At 73.2% G+C, this 16,804-nt stretch carries 14 protein-coding genes; 1 reads left to right on the top strand and 13 read right to left on the bottom strand.

Annotated elements, in window-relative coordinates; translation table 11 throughout:
* Window position 1: 1 nt before the first annotated feature.
* The 13 genes from ACFV4P_RS28100 to ACFV4P_RS28040 form a co-directional block, all read right to left on the bottom strand.
* A complete protein-coding gene (locus tag ACFV4P_RS28100; RefSeq protein ID WP_380475711.1) occupies window positions 2-3,436 on the bottom strand; it encodes a hypothetical protein in 3,435 nt (1,144 codons plus the stop codon).
* Window positions 3,433-3,672, bottom strand: a complete 240-nt coding sequence (locus tag ACFV4P_RS28095; RefSeq protein WP_380475709.1) for a hypothetical protein — start codon at window positions 3,670-3,672, stop codon at window positions 3,433-3,435. Before ACFV4P_RS28095 ends, ACFV4P_RS28100 begins: the two co-directional genes overlap by 4 nt.
* 30 nt (window positions 3,673-3,702) lie before the next feature.
* Window positions 3,703-3,942 (bottom strand): hypothetical protein, encoded by a 240-nt coding sequence (locus tag ACFV4P_RS28090; protein WP_380475707.1) that lies wholly within the window; start codon window positions 3,940-3,942, stop codon window positions 3,703-3,705.
* A 31-nt stretch (window positions 3,943-3,973) separates the two neighbouring features.
* Entirely contained in the window at window positions 3,974-4,378 is a 405-nt protein-coding gene (locus tag ACFV4P_RS28085) for a hypothetical protein (RefSeq protein WP_380475705.1), read from the bottom strand.
* A gap of 32 nt (window positions 4,379-4,410) precedes the next feature.
* Window positions 4,411-5,739 (bottom strand): hypothetical protein, encoded by a 1,329-nt coding sequence (locus ACFV4P_RS28080; protein WP_380475703.1) that lies wholly within the window; start codon window positions 5,737-5,739, stop codon window positions 4,411-4,413.
* A 148-nt stretch (window positions 5,740-5,887) separates the two neighbouring features.
* Window positions 5,888-6,691, bottom strand: a complete 804-nt coding sequence (locus ACFV4P_RS28075; RefSeq protein WP_380475701.1) for a hypothetical protein — start codon at window positions 6,689-6,691, stop codon at window positions 5,888-5,890.
* Window positions 6,692-6,894: 203 nt separating this feature from the next.
* Window positions 6,895-8,325, bottom strand: coding sequence for a DUF2252 domain-containing protein (locus ACFV4P_RS28070; RefSeq protein ID WP_380475699.1), 1,431 nt, complete (start codon window positions 8,323-8,325; stop codon window positions 6,895-6,897).
* A 456-nt stretch (window positions 8,326-8,781) separates the two neighbouring features.
* Window positions 8,782-9,633: a PaaX family transcriptional regulator C-terminal domain-containing protein gene (locus tag ACFV4P_RS28065; RefSeq protein WP_380475697.1), complete on the bottom strand. Its 852-nt coding sequence runs from the start codon at window positions 9,631-9,633 to the stop codon at window positions 8,782-8,784.
* A 67-nt stretch (window positions 9,634-9,700) separates the two neighbouring features.
* Complete coding sequence (locus ACFV4P_RS28060) at window positions 9,701-12,064, bottom strand: bifunctional salicylyl-CoA 5-hydroxylase/oxidoreductase (RefSeq protein ID WP_380475695.1); 2,364 nt, start codon at window positions 12,062-12,064, stop codon at window positions 9,701-9,703.
* Window positions 12,061-13,740, bottom strand: a complete 1,680-nt coding sequence (locus ACFV4P_RS28055; RefSeq protein ID WP_380475693.1) for an AMP-binding protein — start codon at window positions 13,738-13,740, stop codon at window positions 12,061-12,063. The genes ACFV4P_RS28060 and ACFV4P_RS28055 overlap by 4 nt, the downstream gene beginning before the upstream one ends.
* Entirely contained in the window at window positions 13,737-14,663 is a 927-nt protein-coding gene (locus tag ACFV4P_RS28050) for an acyl-CoA thioesterase (RefSeq protein WP_380475691.1), read from the bottom strand. The genes ACFV4P_RS28055 and ACFV4P_RS28050 overlap by 4 nt, the downstream gene beginning before the upstream one ends.
* Window positions 14,663-15,166: a cupin domain-containing protein gene (locus tag ACFV4P_RS28045; protein ID WP_380475689.1), complete on the bottom strand. Its 504-nt coding sequence runs from the start codon at window positions 15,164-15,166 to the stop codon at window positions 14,663-14,665. Before ACFV4P_RS28045 ends, ACFV4P_RS28050 begins: the two co-directional genes overlap by 1 nt.
* A 131-nt stretch (window positions 15,167-15,297) precedes the next feature.
* Entirely contained in the window at window positions 15,298-16,104 is an 807-nt protein-coding gene (locus tag ACFV4P_RS28040) for a fumarylacetoacetate hydrolase family protein (RefSeq protein ID WP_380475687.1), read from the bottom strand.
* A gap of 140 nt (window positions 16,105-16,244) precedes the next feature.
* Here ACFV4P_RS28040 and ACFV4P_RS28035 point away from each other — a divergent pair, with 140 nt between their 5' ends.
* Window positions 16,245-16,679, top strand: coding sequence for a RidA family protein (locus ACFV4P_RS28035; protein ID WP_380475685.1), 435 nt, complete (start codon window positions 16,245-16,247; stop codon window positions 16,677-16,679).
* Window positions 16,680-16,804: the final 125 nt, after the last annotated feature.

Raw genomic sequence — 16,804 nt, 5'->3', positions numbered from 1 at the left:
CCTACCTCTCCGGTTTCGGTACGGCGCGGCGGCGCAACGGCGGCTGCTCGGCGGGGGCCTCGGCGGGCTCCTCCGGCAGTGGCTCCCCCTCCGTGCCGACGCGGACCTGTGCGGACGGCGCGTCCACGTCCGCCGAGACCCGTACCTGCGGCGCGGCGACCGGCCGGCGGCCCTTGACCCTGGTCCGGATCCAGGTCTGAATCTCCTCGATCAGCCGTGCCTCCAGGGCCTGCGACCTCGCGAGGTCCGCCGGGTCGGGGTAGTAGAACCGGGCGTTCGGCCAGCTCGCGAAGGTGTGCTCGCCCTTGGAGGCGTTGGCGGACGCGTCCATCAGGCGGAGGTAGTCCCGCTTGACGGCGAGGCTGTTCTGCTCGGCGGCGGTCAGCAGCTCGAAGCCCTCCATCCGGGTGATCCGGCTCAGCGCGACGATGTGGTCCACCTCCAGCCGGCCGGAGGAGACGCGCAGCGTGCCGACCTGGTCGATCTCGCCGGACGCGATGACCTCGGCCCGCTCCCGGGACGCGTTGAAGACCTGCCGCATCCGGACGAGCGGATCCACCCGGAGGGCGATCACGACCTCCTCGGCCTGCGCCATCGCGCGGTGCGCCTCGGCGATCTCGCCCTGCTCGGCGGCCCGCTCCCGCACGCCGCCCGGGCGCGTGACGAACTCCCCGGAGAGCCGGTCGAGTTCCGCCCTGATCTTCGCGATCCGGGCGTCGTCCCGGGCCCCCGTCGGGGTCTTCGGCCGGGCCCGCAGCTCCCGCAGCAGCGCGTCCCGTTCCGCGTACAGCGCCCGCAGGCGTTCGCTCGCCTCGGCCAGCGCCTTCCCGGCCCGGAGCTGCTCCGGGGTCGGCGGGCGCCAGGCGTGCAGCTCGGCCACGATCTCCTCGAACGCCGCCGACCGCTCCGCGGCGAGCCGGTCGACGTACCGCATCGCCACGGCCTCGTCGATGCCGCGCTCCTCGGCGATCCGGACGATCTCCTTCACCCGGGTGTACGCGGTGGTGATCGCCTCCTGCTCCGCCGGGCTCAACCGCGTGATGTCGCCGAGGAGTTCGGCGATCCGGGCCTCGCCGCGCAGGGCTTCGACGGTGGCCACGTGCTTCTTGGCGAGGTAGTACATCGCCTCCATCGGCCCGGTCGGGTCGACCAGGAAACCGCCGTGGAGCCGGCCGGCGAACTCGCCCAGGACGCGCTTGAGGCCCTGCTCCGCCGCGGCCCGCGCCTTCAGCACCTCCGCGAGCCTCGGCTCCAGGCCCTCGACCTCGTCGATCTTCTCGACCAGGTCCCGGTAGCGGGCCGTCGCCGTCGCGGCGTCCCTCGCTTCGCCGAACTCGTGCAACTCCTTCCGGAGGCCGAAGAGGCCCTTGGCGTTCGCCCCCCGCCTCAGCAGGGTGAGTGTCGACACGTGGAGTTCCAGGGCCACCGAGGCCACGGCGACGGCGACCCAGAACAGCGAGGGCCTGTTCTCGATGAAGCTCAGGTCGTACTCGGCGGACGCCTCCTGGTACTCCTCGATCGCCCGCACCGCCTGGGCGGTGGTGATCGCGAGGTTCGCCAGTACGGCGGCGGCGGCGACCCACCCGCCGACCGGTACCAGCGCCGCGAGCAGCAGCGTGATGGCGAGGGTGGCCGCCTCGGTGAACAGGTGGTACTTGCCGATGGCCTCGATGTGGTGGTCGACGATCCAGGCGTAGACCGTCCCGTCCTTGACGCCCAGGCTGCGCTTGGTCGCCTCCACGAGGCCCGGCTGGCTGAAGACGCGTTCGGGATCCTGCGCCAGGTCCTGCCGGACGGTCTCCCCGTCGGCCTGCCGCCGGTCCGCGACCTCCAGCAGGTAGGCCCGGGCGGCGTCCGCGTCGAGGTGGGAGAGCTTCGCGCGGTCGGTGCCCCGGCCCAGCCGCTCGGGGTCGACCAGCAGGTCGTGCTCGGAGGCGCTCGCGGTCTCCCGGTCGGCCCGGGTGCGCAACTCGGCGGCCTCGATCCGGTTCAGGCCCTCCGCCGGGACGTAGATGCCGGGGGAAGGGGCGTAGCCGACCTCGGCCTCCAGGTGGACGGCCCGGGCGTACTCGGCGGGGGCGGACGTCCACGCGATCGCGGCGACCATCGTCTCGACGTACCCGGGGGTGCGCAGCCTGCGCCGCTCCTCCTGGAGCTGGTGGTCGACGTGGGCGAGGACGTCGAGCGCGATCCGGACCGCCTCGGCGCGGAACTGCCCCAGGTAGGCCTTCACCGCGGCCTCGAACGCCTCCTCGGTGAGGCCGAACCGGGTGAGCGCCTCGGCGAGGCGCCGGTGGGCCTCCATCAACTCGGCGGACGGCGGCGGGGGATGCTCGGCCATGCCGAAGGCCTGCTGCTCGTCCAGGTTCTTCGAGGTCCGCCACAACAGGTAGAGCTCCTCGCGGCCGAACAGCGAAGCCGCCGCAGCCTCGGTCCGGGCGGTCTCGGCCTCGCGGGCGCGCTCGTCCGCCAGGAACCGGTCGACCGAGGCGTCCAGCTCCGTCCAGTTCCCCGGCTCGGCGGTGACGGTGTCCAGGTAGGCGGCCCGCTGCTCGGGCGTCATCGCGGCGAGCCTGCGCCCCAGCCGCACGGACGCGGTGAGGTCCGGCACGGACAGCGGCCGGTCGTCCACCAGGAGGGCCCGCCGGACGTCCTCGGGCAGGTCCGCGACCTCCCGGCGCAGGTGCTCCTCGACGACATCCGCCCGCACGCCGCGCCGGCGGGCCGCCGCCTCCGGGCCGGTGCCTGCCTTCGTGCCCGGCGGCAGGCCCATCGCCTGTCGGAGCCGCTCCTCCGTCTCCGCCTCGATCTGCTGCCGCTCGGCCTCGGGCAGCAGCTCCGTCTCGGTCTCGGTGGCGTCGGTGACGGTCAGGTCGAGGTAGCGGCGGTCGGCGTCCTGCTTGGTGACGGACCGCCCGCGCTTGTCCGTCCAGTGCCACCAGGCCAGCCGCCGCTCCACCTCCTGCCGGTCCGTGATCCGGTAGTACTGGCGGACGAACTCGCGCAGCAGGTCGTCCGGGCCCATCTCGTGGTCCACCCGCACCCGGAACCGCAGCCGGGTCGGCCCGCGCACCGCACCCGCCGTCGTCCGGCGCTTCGCACCGGGCCCGGCCCGGTCGGCGGCCCGCTCCCGTCGCGGCAGCCGATCGGGCGGCGGCGGGGGAGCGGCGGTCTCCGTGCCCTGGTCCGTCGCCGACTCCGACAGCGAGAACGCCAGCAGCGGGCCACCGCCGGCCGGCGGGCCGGCCATCGGCGCGGGCGGCGCGGGGGCCGCGGCGGCCAGGAGGTTCGCCCCGGCCAGTGCCCGGCCGACCGCCTCCAGCAGGACCTGCTCCACCTGGCGCGCCACGTCCGGGGGCAGCTGCACCGGACCGGCGTCGAAGACCACCGCCTCCGGAGGGTGCACCCGGACCCGCCGCAACTCGGCACCGCTCATGGCTCGTCCTCCAACTGCGGCAGCCGGCCCGCCAGTTCGGGCTGCTCCTCGGGCTCCGGCTGCGCCGGCTCGCACGGTGGGCGGTGCACCCGGTGCGCCGCCAGCAGCTCCCCGGCCTGACGGAGCCGGGCGGCGAGCGCCTCCTCGACCGCCCGGCCGAGCTCGGCCAGCCGGTCCGGCGACGGCGTGCCGACGACCGTCACGGTGATCGGGAACTCCCACTCGACCCGGGGCATGCGCTCGGCTCTCCTTCGCCCCTCGACGGCTCAACTCAGCGCCCGGTAGAGGGCGTCGTAGACGGTGTCGGCCGCGACCGCTCCGGTCTCCCGGTCGGTGCCGCCGGCCAGCACCACGTGGATCGGGAAGACGTAGTGGATGTCGGCGCCCCCGATCGCCTCGTCCGGTCCGGTCGCCCCGATCGCTCCGGTCTCCCCGATTGCTCCGGGCGGCGCGACGGCCTGCCCGCCGTCCGGTTCGGGCATGGCGCCCTGGTACCCGTCCGACATGGGATCCTCCTTCCGCGCGGCTGACGGCCGGTCAGCCCGGCAGGGCCGGAACTGCCTGCAGGCAGACGCAGTTGAACGTGGTGGTGGGCACGCCGTCGATCACGATGGTGGTGGCGACCGAGGTGATGTAGCAGTCGTTGAAGGCGATGCTGTTGAAGGTCCAGTCGTTCCCCTTGGCCTCCTGCACCGCGATGGTGAACGCGGTGCTGTTCAGCGCCATCGTGGTGAGGGTCGCCACCGCCGTGCCGATCGCCTTGACCGCCATGGTGAAGGTGAACGCCTGCGGCTGGACGATGTGTGCGACGTTGTCCGCTTCCAGCGAATGCAGCGGCTGGACGGGCACGTTGAAGGTCGGGTTGAACGAGTCGATCGGCGTCACCGCGATGCCGTTCAGCATCACCGTCAGCCGGGTGTCCCATTTCAGGGCGTCGGGCATGGTGTCTCACTCCTTCTGGTCGTCCCGCTCGCTCAGCCCTTGAGTACGAGGTCGATCGTCAGCCGGTGGATCGCTCCCGCGTAGACCACCTCGACGGTCATGTCGACGGACCGGTTCGCCCGGGCGGTGGTGATCTCCTGGGCCTCGACGGTCGTGAGGTCCGCCGGGTCCTTGTCCATCAGCGTCAGCAGCGGGACGACCACGCCGAATCCGTCGATGACCTGCCGCGCCACCAGCGGCGACAGCACCGCCTGCACGACCGTCTCGACGGTCCGGAGCCCGACCCGGGACAGGCGCACGTTGCCGATCGCCGGGATCAGGGCCGCCTTGATCCGGAAGTTGATGTCGTCGAGGACGCGGACGATGTCGATGTACTTCTTCTCGTGGCTCCAGTCCGAGGTGTAGCCCTCGCCGAGGTACAGGGCCTGGCCGGGCAGCAGCACCGGCCTGGTGATCCAGTTGACCCCGACCTGGTCGAAGGCGTCGATCTCGTTGTCCGAGAAGACGTCGGGCATCGCGACGCTGATCGGCTTGAGCAGCAGCGAGATGTGCGGCTCGCAGCCGGCGATGACGCCGGCCAGTGCCGCGGCGACGTCGTTCGGAGACTTGTGGGCGATCAGCACCATCCGCTCGTCGATCAGCGGCGCGACGACGAGCTTGCTCAGATCCTCGGTCTTCACGCCCTGGTCGAGCATGGCCACGCCGATCCGCTCCTTGCCGTCACCGAGATCGGCCGTCACATGGTTCTTCAGCTTCGTGAGGGTGTCCGAGTTGTCCGAGGTGAGCGGGGTGCGGGCGAGCAGCACGATCTGGACGTCGAGCTTGTCGACCGCGGTCAGACCGTCCTCCCACTTGGGGGAGTCCGGCACCAGCGGGACGCCCCAGACCACGGTCGGGGGCGGGGTCTGCGCGAACGCCGTGCGGATCGCGCTCGTGAGCTCGCTGTCGCTCTCCTGGGTGACTTTCGTTCCGGCGCTGTAGTCGGCGCTCAACGCGCTGTCCAGGGTGAGGCCGAAGGTGGGGCTGTTCCCGGTGGACGTCGCGGTGGCGGCGGTCACCGTGCGGACCTCCGACTGGACGTGGCCGGGCTGCGTGGCGTCGGTGAACCGCACCAGCACCGGTGCCGGAACCTTCGCCGCCGCGGTGGCCGTCTTGTCTCCTTTGGAGGCCTTCGCCGTCAAAGTGGTCCCGCCGAGGGACTTGAGCTTCTCCGCGGCCGTGACCGGCGAGGTGAACCGCACCGGGTCCGGGGTCGGCGTACCGAATCCGGCCCGGCCGACGATGGCGATGTTGCCGAACGCCCGCACCGCCGGTGCGAACAGTTCGCTGCGGGTGTTGACCGTGATGTATGTGACCGGCATCGACCGCTCCCTACGTGATGCGGTGACGACGCGTCAGTCCGGGCCGATCCGGTGCCGGACGACAACTCGCCCGGGGCGGTCCCGGCTGACGGGCTTCGAAGGTGGTCTGCAGGTTTCGGGTCTTCAGGTCTCAGGGGCGCCCTCTCGCTCAGGTCGTGGTCTCGAATGCGGCTACGAAGCCGTCCGTGGCCAGCAGGTCGGTCACCTGCTGCTCCAGGCCGGCGGGTTCGGGGTTCGGAAACGTCGCCGCCCGGGGGAAGACCGCCAGCCATGCGCCGGCGGCCAGCACCGCCCCGCCGTCGTACTCGTCGGGGTGCGGACGGGACTCGTCCAGCGCCTGCCGGCTCTGCACCAGACGGCGCAGCGCACCGGCGAGGTCGTTGAGGTCGGGGAAGACCAGCGCCGAGATGCGCAGTCGGAAGGTGCGGCCGGGCGCGGTGGGGTCGAACGGCGGGGGCTGCGCGTAGTGCAGCCGGTAGAGCCGGGGGAACTCCGCCTGGAGTTCCTGGTAGTCGGCCACCTGGGCACGGCGCATCAGGTCGGCGAGGTCGAGGAAGGCGAACCGGGCGGCGAACTCCTGCTGGGAGAGCCCGGTGAGGTCCTCGGAGGCGAGGGCGTCCAGCGCGCCACTGGTCAGCGCGACCTGGGCGGTGACCCGGGTGTCCAGCGCGACGTCGATCCAGAGCGGCGGGCCGGTGCGCGGGACCTCCAGGACCGCCCGCGCCTGGGCGGTGTCGGGCAGCAGCTTCTCCCAGTTCGCCCGTACCGTCAGCGGGTCGTCGAGCGGCACCTGGAACTGCGTCGTCAGGACGCGGGGGGCCTCCAGGACCCGCACCTCCAGGGTGCTGGGCTCGTACACGGACGCCAGGAGCGCGCGCAGCCGGTTCTTGTCGGGGTCGGCGGCGGGCACCAGCAGGTCCTGGATCCGGGCCGGATCCAGATATCGGATCATCAGCTGATCGCAAAATGTGTTCATGCCAAATCCCGCGTGCATCGCGCACTGCGCATGGTGAATCGCGCGGACCGTCCGTCACGAAGCGTACGAGGGTGTCGCTTCGGCCCGGACGCTCGGTCCACGGCCACCCTACGCCGCCCCTTTTCGGCCGAACAGCCCTGACGGTCAGTGGCTCCCGGGCCCGGCGTCCGGTCCGGGCGCTAATGCTCCGGCAGCTCCTGGGCGGGCAGCCGGCCGGACCGGACGGCGTCGACCAGCGCCCGGTGGTCGCGTTCGTTGCGGTCGGCGTACGCCTCGGCGAACGACACCAGGGCGCGGTCGAACACGTCGCCATTGCCCAGGTAGGCGGCGATGGCGATCCGGTCGCCGGAGCGGGCGTGGGCGCGGGCCAGGGTGAAGCCGCAGACCTCGCCGAAGGCCTTCATGCCGGACGGCAGCAGGTCCTCGGCGACCACGATGCCCTTCCAGTCGCGCAGTTGGCGGACGTAGAAGTCGCGGCGCCTGCCGTCGATGCCCAGGGCCCGCTCCCAGCCGAGGAAGATGTCGCTGGCGGCCTGCATCAGCCGCTGGCCGGAGACCACCCGCTCGCCCTGGTTGTCGTACTCGCAGTCGCCGAGGTGGGCGGCCAGGACGGACTGGTCGGCCTCCTTGGCCTGGAGGAACAGCGGGTCGCGGCCGTCCCGGCCGAGCAGCAGGAAGATCCAGCAGCGGGTGCCGACGCTGCCGACGCCGACCACCTTGCGGGCCACGTCCACCAGCCGGTAGTCGGCCAGCAGGGTGCGCCGGTCGGAGGCGAGGGTGCGGCCGTAGCGCTCGACCAGGCCGCGGAACTCCTGTTCCAGCGAGGCGTGTTCCAGCTCCGGCAGCAGTTCGTCGACGGGCACCAGCAGCGGCGGGTCGGGGGCGATCCGCACCTCGCCGTCGATCACCCGGGTGAGCTTGTCGAAGGCCTGCAGGCTGTCGCGGGTGCGGGCCTTCGCCATGCTGCGGGCCAGGGCCTTCCGGCCGTGCTTGTGGAGGTGCGTGGTGGCCAGGTCCTGGAGCCGGTCGGCGTCCACCCGGCTGTACCAGACGTCGAGGTTGCGCATTGCGGCGAAGCGGATCATCGACTCGCGGTAGGCGCGGACGGTCGCCCGCACGATGCCGGCCCGCACCCGGTCGTCGAAGTCGTTGGCCCGCCCGGCGATCACCAGGCTGGCCGCCAACCGCTTGACGTCCCACTCCCACGGGCCGGGCAGCGTCTCGTCGAAGTCGTTGATGTCGAACAGCAGTTGCCGCTCCGGCGAGGCCAGCAACCGGAAGTTCAGCAGGTGGGCGTCACCGCACAGCTGGGCCCGGATGCCGGAGTCGGGCGAGCCGGCCAGGTCCGAGGCCATGAGCGCGGCGGCACCCCGGTAGAACCGGAACGGCGACTCCGTCATCCGGGCGTACCGGATCGGCACCAGCTCGGGCACCCGGGTCGCCGACTGCGCCTGAAGGATCTTCAGCGGGTCCGGCCGGTCCTTCCCGGGCCGGAACTCCGCGTGGCTCGAACGCGGGGCGCGGCGCCGGGCCTCCCGTCCGAGTGCCGCCCGCTCCTCGGGCGTCGCGTTCGGCACGGCCCGGATCGCCGTGGTCGACTCCTGTGCCATCAGAGGCCTCCTCGCGGTTCTTGCGGCCGCCGGTTCTCGGCGCCCGGCGGGCACCACCCCCGATCATCTCGGCACCGGCCGGATCCGGCCTGTCGGAGTGGCGCGGCTGTGTCGGTCGCGCCCGGTGCTCGGCGGCCCGCGACGAAGGGGACACGACCGACAGCGCGCCGCCGAGGGCGGCGGGCCGTCCGGTCCGCGCGAGTTGGGCTCGGACGGGGCGAGCCGGCCGGCGCCCGCGCGGTTCCGCAACCACTCGGCGGGCGGCCGGACGGTGACTCACCGTGCCGAGCGCCGCCGGAGGGCGGTTCGGACACCGTGCGCCACCGGGGTCGACCCGGACGGCACCGTGTTCCGGGTCCGGGCCGCCGTGGCCTCCGAGGCGAAGCCGTTGGCTACCGACTTCGGCACCCGGGGCCGCCCGCCCGTCCGACCGCTGCCCGTGCTCATCGCGGCGGCTCAGCGCCCCCGGACGGACCAGTAGGGCGCGGCGTGCGCCAGGGCGCGGCCCTCCAGGGCGGCGACCAGGCGTTCGAAGAGGTGGAGGGCGGCAGGGCCGGACCAGTCCGGCGGCAGGACCTGCGGGGGCAGGCCGGGGTCGCGGAAGGGGAGCTTGCGCCAGTCGTCGACCACCGACAGGTAGCCGACGAAGGCGTCCCGGCCCTCCACGAACGCGGCGGTGGCCAGCAGGTCGGCCTCGGCCGTGCGGTCGGTGAGGAACTCCCGGTAGCGGCGGTCGATCTCGGCCAGGTCCCAGCCCTTGCGGACCATCCCGGCGAGGTCCTGCCCGCCGACGTGGTCGCCGGTGAAGACGGCGCACTGGTCGGTCAGGTCGAGTTCGGCGATCGCCCGGACGGCGGCCGGCAGCATCCGGGCGGGCGCGATCCACACGGCCGCGCCGATGTTGCCGAAGCCGAGCGCGGCCAGGTGCGCGGTCAGCTGGTGCCGCTTGGCGCGCGCCGACTCCGGCACCGAGAAGTTGACCAGGCACCAGCCGTCGGCGAGGTCGGCGGGCTGGCGGGCGTGCCAGATCACCTCGTCCCCGGCGGCCAGTGCCTCCAGCGCGGCGGGCGTCAGCGCGTAGCCGCGCACCCCGGCCCGGCTCTGCGCCTCCAGCCAGCCGCGCTGCTTCAGCCGGAACACCGCGGTGCGGACGCTGGAGGCGTCCAGGCCGGCCTGGGTGAGCAGTTCGACGGTGCCGGCGATCGGCATCCAGTTGCCCAGCTTGCGGACGACGGCGCCGAGGAAGGTCACCAGCACCGTCCGGGAACGGCGCGCCGCGGCGGGCCGGGCCTCCATCGTCTCGCTCATCCCACCGAGTATGGCGGACGCCGCGCACATGATCGGACCGCGCCCTTCACGCGGACACCCCGACCCGTCACGCGGACACCCCGACCGGGCGCTCCGGCGTCCACCGCAGGTGCGCGGTGCCGGAGACGCCGTCGCGCAGCAGCGACAGCCGGGGCGGGATCCGGTCGGTGCGCGAGGTGGGCGGCCGGCGGCGGCCCGCCTGCCACTGCACCGGCCACTCCGCGCCCGGGCCCCGGTAGTCCTGCTCGGCGGCGGCGTGCAGCGTCCACTGCGGGTCGTACAGGTGGGTGCGGCCCAGCGCGCACAGGTCGGCGCGGCCGGCCAGCAGGATCGAGTTGGCGTCGTCCCAGGAGGAGATCGCGCCCACCGCGATCACCGGCACGCCCGCCGGCGCCGCCACCCGGTGACGGATCCGGTCGGCGAACGGCGTCTGGTACGAACGCCCGTAGGCCGGACGCTCGTGCCGGGCGACCTGCCCGGAGGAGACGTCGATCGCGGCCGCGCCGTGTTCGACGAAGGCCCGGGCGATCTCCACCGCGTCCTCCTCGGTGGTGCCGTCGGGCAGCCAGTCGGTCGCCGAGATGCGCACCGTCACCGGGATCCGCTCCGGCGCCGCCCGCCGGACCGCGTCGAACACCTCCAGCGGGAAGCGCAGCCGCCGCTCCAGGCTGCCGCCGTACGCGTCGGTGCGGCGGTTGGCGACGGGCGAGAGGAAGGAGGAGAGCAGGTAGCCGTGCGCGGCGTGCACCTCGATCAGGTCGAAGCCCGCCTCCGCGCCGCGCCGCGCCGCCGCCTCGAAGTCGGCGACCACCCGGTCCAGGTCGTCGCGGGTCGCTTCGCGCGGCACGTGGCAGCCGGGTCCGTACGGCAGCGCGGACGGGCCGATCACCTCCCAGTTGCCGTCCGGCAGCGGCTCGTCGATGCCCTCCCACATCACCCGGGTCGAGCCCTTGCGGCCGGAGTGCCCGAGCTGGAGGCCGACCTTCGCCGAACTGCCGCCGTGGACGAAGGAGGTGACGCGCCGCCAGGCCTCGGCCTGCCCGTCGGTCCACAGGCCCGCGCAGCCGGGCGTGATCCGACCCTCGGGGGAGACGCAGACCATCTCGCTCATCACCAGGCCCGCGCCGCCGAGGGCCCTGGAGCCCAGGTGCACCAGGTGGAAGTCGCCGGGCACGCCGTCCACCGCCGAATACATGTCCATCGGCGAGACGATGATCCGATTGTTCAGTTCCAGCGGGCCGATCCGCACCGGCTGGAACATCGCCGGGCCGGGGTGCGCGCCGAACCCGCCCTCCACCAGGGCCGCGAACTCCGCGTCGCGCTCCTTCAGGTTCTCGAAGGTGATCCGGCGCGAGCGGGTCAGCAGGTTGAAGACGAACTGGGCCGGCTCCTGCCCGGCGTACATGCCGATGTTCTCGAACCACTCCAGCGAGGCCTGCGCCGCCCGCTGCGTCGACTCCACCACCGGCCTGCGCTCCGCCTGGTACGCCTCCAGCGCCTCGGGAACGCCCGGCCGCTCGTGCAGACAGGCCGCCAGCGCGAGGGCGTCCTCCATGGCGAGCTTGGTGCCGGAGCCGATCGAGAAGTGCGCGGTGTGCGCCGCGTCGCCGAGCAGCACCACGTTGCCGTCGTACCAGCGCTCGTTGCGGACGGTGGTGAAGTTCAGCCAGCGCGAGTTGTTGGTGAGGATCCGATGCCCTTGGAGCTCGTCCGCGAAGATCTCGGCGATCCGGGAGACCGCGAACGCGTCCGACTCGCCCGGCCCGAACTCCCGCCCGTCGGTGCGGTCGAACCCGGCCCGCCGCCAGACCTCCTCGTGCATCTCCACGATGAACGTCGAGCCCGTCGCCGAGTACGGGTAGCCGTGGATCTGCATGGTGCCCCACTCCGTCTGCTTGACGAAGAACTGGAACGCCTCGAAGACCAGATCGGTGCCGAGCCAGATGTACTTGTTGTGCCGCCGGTCCAGCGACGGGCCGAAGGCCGGCGCGAGCGCGGACCGGACGGCGGAGTTCACGCCGTCCGCGGCCAGCACCAGGTCGTGCGCGGCCCGCAGCTCCTCGACGTCCGGCGCGGGCGTGCGGTAGTGGACGCGTACGCCGAGCTCCGCCGCCCGCCGCTGCAGGATCTGCAGCAGCTCCTTGCGGCCCATCGCGGCGAACCCCTGCCCGCCGACGGTGAACCGGTGGCCGTCGACCTCGACGTCGATGTCGGTCCAACGGGCGAAGCCGCGCTCCATCTCGGCGTGCACCGCCTCGTCCGCGCCCGCGATGCCGGTCAGCGTCTCGTCGGAGAACACCACGCCGAAGCCGAAGGTGTCCTCCGGGGCGTTGCGCTCCCACACCGTCACCCGGTGCGCCGGGTCCAACTGCTTCATCAGCGAGGCGAAGTACAGCCCGCCGGGCCCGCCGCCGACCACCGCGATCCTCATGCCGTGCCCTCCACTGTCGTGCCCGCCGTTGTGCCCGGTGTCGTGCCCGCCGTCGTGCCCGCCGCCGGGTCCGCTGTCGGGTCCTCGACGAGCCGGCGGAGCCGGAAGTGCTGGAGCTTGCCGCTCGGATTGCGCGGCAGCGCCTCGACGAACCGCACCTCGCGCGGGTACTTGTACGGCGCGAGCTGCCGCTTCACGTGGTCCTGGATGCTCTTCGCCGTCACCGCGTCCGCCGCCGCGCCCGCCCGCAGCACCACGAACGCGCAGACCACCGAGCCCCGTTCGGCGTCGGGCGCCGCCACCACCGCCGACTCCAGCACGTCCGGGTGGGTGTCCACGGCGGCCTCCACCTCCGGGCCGGCGATGTTGTAGCCGGACGAGACGATCATGTTGTCGCTGCGCGCCCGGTACCAGTAGTAGCCGTCCTCGTCGCGGACGAAGGTGTCGCCGGTGACGTTCCAGCCGTTGACCACGTAGTCCGCCTGGCGCTCGTCGTCCAGGTACCGGCAGCCCACCGGGCCGATCACCGCCAACCGGCCCTCCACGCCCGGCCCCAGCTCCTCGCCGTCCGGCCCGAGCACCGTCGCGCGGAACCCCGGCACCGGCCGGCCCGTCGCACCCGGACGGATCTCGTCCCCCGCCGCCGATATGAAGATGTGCAGCAGCTCGGTCGCGCCGATGCCGTCCACCACCCGCAGACCGGTCTCCGCCCGCAGCTGCTCCCACACCTCGCGGGGAATGTGCTCGCCCGCGCTCACCGCGCACCGAAGCCCCGAAAGGCGCTCCGCCAGACCGGACTTGACGATCTGCCGGTACGCGGTCGGCGCCGTCGCCAGCACCGTCACCCGGTGCTCCGCGACCAGCTCGGCCAACTGCGCGGGCGTCGCCGACTCGGTCAGGAACGCGCACGCGCCCGCCCGCAGCGGGAACACCACCAGCATGCCCAGCCCGAAGGTGAACGCCAGCGGCGCCGTGCACGCCACCAGGTCGTCCGGGCGCAGCCGCAGCGTGCACCGGCCGAAGGTGTTGTCGATCGACATCAGGTCGCGGTGGAAGTGCACGGTGATCTTCGGGACGCCGGTGGTGCCCGAGGTCGGCCCGAACAGCGCCACGTCGTCGGCCGCCGTGTCCACCGCCGCGAACCGCCCCGACTTGCCGGCCGCACGCCGGGTCAGGTCGTCCGCCCCGGCGCCGCCGACGGCCACCACCGGCACGCCCCGCACCTCGTCCAGGAAGCGGTGGTCCACCAGCGCCGCGACCGGCCGGGTCTTCGCCAGGATCGGCCCCAACTCCCTTGCCCGCAGCGCCGCCATGGTCGCCACCGCGATCCCGCCGGCCCGCAGCACGCCCAGCCAGGCCGCCACCGCCCACGGATTGTTCGGCGACCGCAGCAGCACCCGGTTGCCCGGCACCAGCCCCAGGTCCTCGGTCAGCACCTGCGCGACCTGCGCCGACCGCAGCTGCAACTCCCCGTACGTCCACACCTCCCCGGCGGGCGTCCGCAGCGCCGGCCGGTCCGGGCCGAGCTCCACGACCTGGCGGTCCAGCAACTCCACTGCGGCGTTGAGACGTTCGGGATACTGCAGCAGCTCGGTGGTGAACTCCAGCACCGGCCACTGCCCGAGGGGCGGCAGGTGGTCGCGCGCGAAGGTGTCACGGAACGCGGACTCGGTCATCTGCCGTCCCCCGCCCGGATCATGCCCTCCTGGAGCACCGTCGCCAGATGCACCCCGCCGGGCGTGAAGAACCGCCCCTCGCCGAGCCCCCGGCCCGACTCCGCCGCCACCGCCCGCTGCGCGTACAGCAGCCAGCCGTCCAACTCGCCCGCCCGGGGCGGACGGTGGAACCACATCGCGTGGTCCAGACTCGCCGTCACCAGCCCCGGCCGCGCCCACGCCAGGCCCAGCACCCGCAGCACCGGCTCCAGAATCGTGTAGTCGCAGACGTACGCCAGCGCCGCCGCGTCCCGCTGCGCCTCGCTCAACCCCTCCACCGGCCGCAGCGCGTCGAACGGCCGCACCCACACCGCCTGGTGCGGCGCCCGCCCGCCCTCCACGTCCAGGTACACCGGGCCCGGCACGTGCCGCAGGTCGAAGCTGCGCCCCGCCGACCAGTACTCCTTGGCCGCCCCGGTCATCGTGCCGCCCTCGCGGTCCGCCAAGTAGACGGCGGAGCCGGGCAGTTCGTCCGGCCCGGGCAGGCTGTCGGCGTACCGCCCGGGCAGCGCGGCGGCGAAGCTGCCGCCGCGCTCGCCGGCCGCGAAGTTCGCCAGGCACACGTACAGCGCCTTGCCGCGCTGGTAGGCGCGCACCTGCCGGGTCGCGTAGCCGCGTCCGTCGCGCAGCAACTCGACCTCGTGGCGCACCGGTTCGCCGATCTCGGCGGGCCGCATGAAGTACGAGTGCATCGAGTGCAGCACCTTGCCGTCCTCGACCGAGCGCATCGCGGCGGCCGCCGCCTGGGCGACCAGGTCGCCGCCGTACGCCTTGGGCCACGGGCAGGGCTGGGTGACCGCGGTGAACGCGAGGTCGAAGTGCTCGGCCGGGACGGGCTCCAGCGCGACGGCGGCGGCGAAGAACTCCGAGGTGGTGTCGGCCATCAGGGCCGGTCCAGCCAGTCGGGCAGCTCCGCGTCCGGCACCTCGGGCAGGTTGACCACGATGTTCTCCGGCGTGCGGGTGGTCATCCAGGTCAGCGGGCGGTTGCGGTCGACGTTGCACTCCACGTGCGGCATGAACGGCGGGACGAACACCCAGTCGCCCTCGGCGAGGTCCACGTAGTCGGCGAACTTCGCGCCGAAGTAGATCCGGCCCCGGCCCGACAGCACGTAGCCGCCGGTCTCCGCCTCGCCGTGGTGGTGCGGCACCGACCGGTAGCCGGGCTCGTTGCCGACCTTGCCGAACCAGAGCCGGGTGGCCGGGGTGTGCTGGATGCTGATGCCGGAGATCCGGGTCGCTCCGGCCGACTGGCCGGTGTCGCCGGGCTCGGCGCCCGCCCTGGTGACCACCGGCACCACCAGGCCGCTCCCGGTGGCGTACATCGAGTTGTCGCCTTCGAGCAGGTACGAGCTGTAGTCGGGGGAGTTGCCGGGGGTGGGGTCCATGGGAAGCTCCTCGTCGTCGGGGGTGGTGCGAGAGGGTCCGCTCGGGCCTGTCCGGCCGTTCTTGCCGGGCGCGATCGACCGGACAGGCCCTGGGCCGGATCGTCGGCCCGGGGGATCAGGGGATCAGGGGATCAGTCGGTGAAGCGCACCGTGTTGCGGAGCGTGCCGATGCCGGAGATCGACGTCTCCAGCACGTCGCCGTCGGCCAGGAAGCGCTGCGGGTCGCGGGCCGCGCCGACGCCGCCGGGCGTGCCGGTGAGGATCAGGTCGCCCGGGCGCAGCACGGTGAACGCGGAGACGTACGACAGCAGGTCGGCGGGGTCGAAGACCAGCGTCTTGGTGCTGTCGCGCTGCACCTCCTCGCCGTTGACCCGGCAGACCACCTTCAGGCCCGCCGCCGGGTCCACCTCGTCCGGGGTGACCACCACCGGGCCGACCGGGCAGGACCCGTCCCAGGCCTTGCCCTGGAGCCACTGCGCGGTGCGGTTCTGCCAGTTCCGCACCGAGACGTCGTTGGCCACCGTGTAGCCCGCGATCCCGGCCAGCGCCGTCGCCCGGTCGGCGCGGCGCAGCGTCGTGCCGACCACCACGGCGAGTTCCGCCTCCCAGTCGACCTGTAGGCCGCGCGGCAGCACCAGGTCGTCGTGCGGGCCGGTCAGGGTGTCGGCGAACTTCGCGAACAGCGTGGGGTGGGACGGGAGTTCGTGCCCCATCTCGCGGATGTGCTCGGCGTAGTTCAGGCCGCAGCAGAGCACCTTGGCGGGCGCGGGAAGCGGCAGCACCGGGACGGCGCCGGGGATCTCCGCCCCGGCCCGCGCGGGGCCGCCGTCGCGCAGGAAGGCCGACAGGTCGGGGGCGGGCAGCGCGTGCCAGCCGCCGTCCTTGCGCACCGCGGCGCGGGTGCCGCCGTCGGGGTGGGAGACCGTTGCGAGCTGCATGGGAGATACCTCCGCCTCGGCGCCGCTGTCCGCCGCCCGGTGCCGGGAGCGTTGTCCCAATGTTTCTGCGACCGTCACGGGACTGTCAATAGCTGCTACCGTGTCGCACCGACGACGGCACCCTTCTGCAGGAGTCCTCCATGGCGAGCCACTCGGTCCCCGTTCCGGTCAATCCCGCGTCGCTGCCCGAGCCCCGCGGCTACTCGCACGGCACGCTCTGCGGCAACACCCTCCACCTCGGCGGCCAGACCGCGCTCGATGCGCGGATGCGGATCGTCCCCGGCGGCATCGTCGAGCAGTTCCGGCAGGCCTTCGGCAACCTCCTCGCCACCCTTGCCGAGGCGGGCGGCCGGCCGCAGGACCTGGTCAGCATCACGCTCTACCTGACCGACATCCCCGACTACCAGGCGCACGGCAAGCAGATCGGCGAGGTGTGGCGGGAGCTCGCCGGGCCGGTCTACCCGGCGATGGCGGGCATCGGCACCACCGCGCTGTGGCAGCCCGAGGCGATGATCGAGATCCTCGGCGTCGCGGTCATTCCCGACGAGCGGCTGGTCCGTCCCACCTCGTCCTGATCACTGACGACCGTCGGCCGGAACAGAAGACCGGAACGGAAGAAGGGCGGCCGGGGGCGCCGGGCTAGCGCCGAGGCCCCCCGCCCCCGGCGGCGGCGGGAAGACCCGCGCCGAGGCCGGGCCCA

Origin of the sequence: Kitasatospora sp. NPDC059795, assembly GCF_042732175.1 — a bacterium.
In the GTDB taxonomy this organism is placed as follows: Bacteria; Actinomycetota; Actinomycetes; order Streptomycetales; family Streptomycetaceae; genus Kitasatospora.
The sequence above is the reverse complement of the archived record's forward strand: the minus strand, read 5'-3'. Positions and strand labels throughout refer to the sequence as shown.